Origin of the sequence: Leptolyngbya sp. FACHB-711, assembly GCF_014695615.1 — a bacterium.
Classification (GTDB): domain Bacteria; phylum Cyanobacteriota; class Cyanobacteriia; order Elainellales; family Elainellaceae; genus Leptolyngbya_A.
The window spans coordinates 1-3,548 of record NZ_JACJOR010000591.1 but is presented as its reverse complement, the minus strand read 5'-3'; the positions used below and the strand labels follow the sequence as shown (position 1 = coordinate 3,548).

Below are 3,548 nucleotides of genomic sequence, written 5' to 3'. Positions count from 1 at the left end.
TTAGAATCTACCCCACCTGTTCTAGATTCTGAGAATCCTTGCTTGTAGGGAGTATTTGAATTCCTTTCAAAATTGGATCGAGTCAATTCCTCTGTTGCCTTTATGACATTTCTCGCCGCAGGTGATCCAGTTCCCTGGTTCATAGCTTCCTCCAGTTCCAACCCTGCCTATCACTTTAGTGCAGTAGGTGGTTATCGGATTATCCTTTCTTTCCTTGGTCGCTTTAGTAACCAATCCTGCGCTAAGGTTCTACAGGATTTTGCGGCACTACAGCCACAGCTTGAACAATACGAAGTTCCATTCTTTGGAGTCACAATTAATCCAGAAGATATCGTTCTGAAAGAGTTAATCAAGATTCCGTCCTATTTCAAACTAATCTGGGATTTCGATCGCTTCGTCAGCTTACGATATGGCGTACTGCCAGATGAGTCCAATCCAGATTTCTATCGCCCAGCAACTCTGGTCCTCAATGAGAATCTTCATGTTCTCAAGGTGTTTCCCCTAGAGAATCCTGAAAGCCATGTTGCTGATGTATTTCGCTTTATCGAAAGTCTTCCAGTACCAGAGCCAGCAATGATGGCGGTCAGGCAGGCTCCCGTCCTTTTCATCCCCGATGTAATCGATCCAGAATTCTGTGAATTTCTGATTCATCTTTATCAAGCCAACGGAGGAAGAAATTCAGGCTTTATGCGGCAGATTGATGGCAAAACAGTAGAAGTTTTGGACGCCGATTTTAAGCAGCGTAAGGACTTTCATATTACTGATACAGCCCATCTACAAGCCATTAATGATTTAATCTTGCGGCGGGTAAAACCAGAAATTGAGAAAGCCTTTCAATTTAGTATTACTCGATTTGAACGTTACCTTGTCGCTTGCTACGATGCTGAAACACAAGGTTTCTTTAACCGCCATCGGGACAATACGACCAAAGGCACTGCCCATCGTCGCTTTGCTATGACAATCAACCTGAATACGGGAAATTATACGGGTGGCTGTCTTCGTTTTCCAGAATACGGTAATCGCCTCTACCGTCCTCGAGTGGGCGAAGCTGTCATCTTTTCCTGTTCGCTGCTGCATGAAGTGACGCCTGTGTTAAGCGGAAAACGGTTTGCCTTATTATCCTTTTTCTATAACGATGAGGATGCTAAAATTCGCGATCGCAATCAAAAGTATGTTGTCCTTAACTCAGAGCAGCAGACCAACAGTGATAAAAAGCAAGAATCTCAAGTAAAGTCGCTTGGGTTCCAGGGTAACTCCCAATCCAGATATCGCAAAAAGCGTCGTAAATCGTAAAGCAGATGCTATGCCAAAACATCATATTGTCATTACTGGGACTGGTCGTGCTGGAACAACATTTCTAGTTCGGCTATTTACAGCTTTAGGTCTTGATACTGGATTTGATGACTTTACATCAGCCGTTCACCCAAACTGCAATGCTGGGATGGAGTGGGATATTCATCAGGAAAATGTACCCTACATCATAAAGAATCCGTGGTTGTGTGATTACCTTGATAAGGTTCTAGAAAGCACTGATACTGTCATTAATTACGCGATTGTCCCTGTTCAAGACCTCTTTCGGCAGCGGAAAGGCAGCGAGACGTAGCACGAAGAAGTGACGCTTCCCTTTATCCAGAAGGAATTTATGGAGGTCTTTAGCACACATTTGACCCATAGCAACAGGAAACCGTATTAGCCAATCAACTCTACAAGATTGTCTATACAATTGCAAAGCATGATGTTCCCCTGACATTATTATATTTTCCCAGGTTAGCCAATGACCCAGAGTATCTTTTTGAAAAGATTAAATTCATGCTGGATGGAATAGAGCCATGAAAAATTCTTAGAAATATTTTTGAAAGTAGTGCGTTCAGAGCTAGTTCATGAATTTCGTCGAGAACCTATATAGCAACGTGATTAGAATAGAGCCGATAGAGCAGAATTAAAGGATTGCAAATTTTTAAAAAATATATTCTTACTTTAAAAACGAAACGGTTATGACAATAAGCAAGTCAAGTGGATGAAATTTTGAGGCTAGTGATAGAACTTCCGGACGAAGATGCATAATTAAGTAAGCGATTAAAATTTAAACGTAATAGCGTGTTAGAAACATAATTATGAATATCCTTGCTTGGATTATTTTGGGTTTTATTGATTGAGGGTAGTATTATGAGTATCATCAAGACAGGAACACTACAGCTTGCTGCCGCCAGTTTGAGCATTCCTGGAATTATCGTGGCGATTATCGGAGCAATGATTGCAATCTTTATCTGGGAATCACTGAGCCGTCGTTGTGTTTAAACTTCAGGGCTTCTGTTATAGGATGCCAATAAGTACCGCTATTTCTCATAACTCACCGCACACTCCTGGCTTAGCAAAAGTCAGGGGTTTCTTGAGCAATTTAGTTTTACAGCCCAGTATGAATACTAATACTCCCGTTGATTAAGCGAATCAAAGGTTTCTCGCTGAACTTCCTCGACCTGTCCCACCACAAAAATGAGCGTAAATGGCTGTCCCATTTCACGCTGCAAAAACTCCTCCAGCAAGGCAACCTGTTTGGGAGTAATGGGTTCTTTAGCACGGACATTGAGCCTAACTTCGGGCGGGGTAGTGTGCCAGTTGGTTCTGCTGGTCAGGAGTTCGACTCGTTGAAAGGTAATGGTGCGATTGAGCAATGTCTGCCGGATGGTGGCTTCGAGATGTGCCTGTCTTACTAATCTACTAGAGCTAATACCCAGCGGCAGCAGCAAAATGGCGGTAAATGCCAGCGCACAAGTTAACGGTTTATGGGCATTGCGAAATGAAGCATAGCCTGTGAGCAAAAAAGTCAACATACAGGAGAGCATGATCCCCAGTAGATTTGTTGCATAGAGCAGGGTTGCTCCCTGGCTGAGTGACCAGTTTGCCTGAGATAACCCCAAACCCATCACACAAATTGGCGGCATTAGGGCAACCGCGATCGCTGTTCCTGCCAGACTTCCTGAAATCTTGGGCTGCACCTTTGCATAACCGCTAATGCCTCCCGCGACAATTGCCACCCCCAGATCGAGCAGCGTCGGCTCCGATCGTGCCCAAACTTCGCTGCCAAAATTTTCGATGCCGACCAGCCATCCTACACTGTAGGCGAGAGCGACTGCCAGTAAAGTTCCGGCAATAATTGCGATTGCGCCTTGCCGAAGCAAGATGACGTCTCCTCGAAGCGCACCAAAAGCTAAGCCACGAATAGGCAGCATGAGCGGAGCAATAATCATTGCGCCAATAATGACGGCAGTGCTGTTTGCTAACAAGCCAAAAGTGGCAATCAGGCATGAACTCACGATTAAAATCAGATAGGATAGGTCAGGCGTAGATTCCTTTAGTATCTCGGTTTGAAGCTGCTGGAGCGGAACTAGAGCTTCGCCTCGACTTCTAAAATTCCTGAACCGATGTTTAATTCCTTTCGACATCTGCTCCTCCTCAAGCCACAAAATTCTAGAAGTAACGAGATGCGGATTTCTGACAGCATCCTACCTTAAGACTGTGGCAGTTATTTGATAATAGTTTGAAGAGAT

Annotated in this window: 4 protein-coding genes; 3 read left to right on the top strand and 1 reads right to left on the bottom strand. The window is 44.0% G+C overall.

Annotated elements, in window-relative coordinates:
* The first annotated feature begins 102 nt into the window (after positions 1-102).
* The 3 genes from H6F80_RS28695 (at position 103) to H6F80_RS30515 (ending at position 2,298) form a co-directional block, all read left to right on the top strand.
* Positions 103-1,293 (top strand): 2OG-Fe(II) oxygenase, encoded by a 1,191-nt coding sequence (locus H6F80_RS28695; RefSeq protein ID WP_190794924.1) that lies wholly within the window; start codon positions 103-105, stop codon positions 1,291-1,293.
* Positions 1,294-1,303: 10 nt separating this feature from the next.
* Entirely contained in the window at positions 1,304-1,603 is a 300-nt protein-coding gene (locus H6F80_RS28690) for a hypothetical protein (protein ID WP_190794923.1), read from the top strand.
* A gap of 563 nt (positions 1,604-2,166) precedes the next feature.
* Positions 2,167-2,298: a hypothetical protein gene (locus H6F80_RS30515; protein WP_277879285.1), complete on the top strand. Its 132-nt coding sequence runs from the start codon at positions 2,167-2,169 to the stop codon at positions 2,296-2,298.
* 125 nt (positions 2,299-2,423) lie between these two features.
* Here the strand turns inward: H6F80_RS30515 and H6F80_RS28680 are convergent, their stop codons facing one another.
* The gene (locus H6F80_RS28680) at positions 2,424-3,443 is read right to left on the bottom strand and encodes a DUF389 domain-containing protein (RefSeq protein WP_190794922.1); all 1,020 of its coding nucleotides are present in this window, start codon (positions 3,441-3,443) and stop codon (positions 2,424-2,426) included.
* Between the last annotated feature and the right edge of the window lie 105 nt (positions 3,444-3,548).

Bases quoted from the DNA above. Each gene is read 5' to 3' on its own strand.
- H6F80_RS28695 (WP_190794924.1), top strand. From the start codon at position 103: ATGACATTTCTCGCCGCAGGTGATCCAGTTCCCTGGTTCATAGCTTCC.
- H6F80_RS28690 (WP_190794923.1), top strand. From the start codon at position 1,304: ATGCCAAAACATCATATTGTCATTACTGGGACTGGTCGTGCTGGAACA.
- H6F80_RS30515 (WP_277879285.1), top strand. From the start codon at position 2,167: ATGAGTATCATCAAGACAGGAACACTACAGCTTGCTGCCGCCAGTTTG.
- H6F80_RS28680 (WP_190794922.1), bottom strand. From the start codon at position 3,443: ATGTCGAAAGGAATTAAACATCGGTTCAGGAATTTTAGAAGTCGAGGC.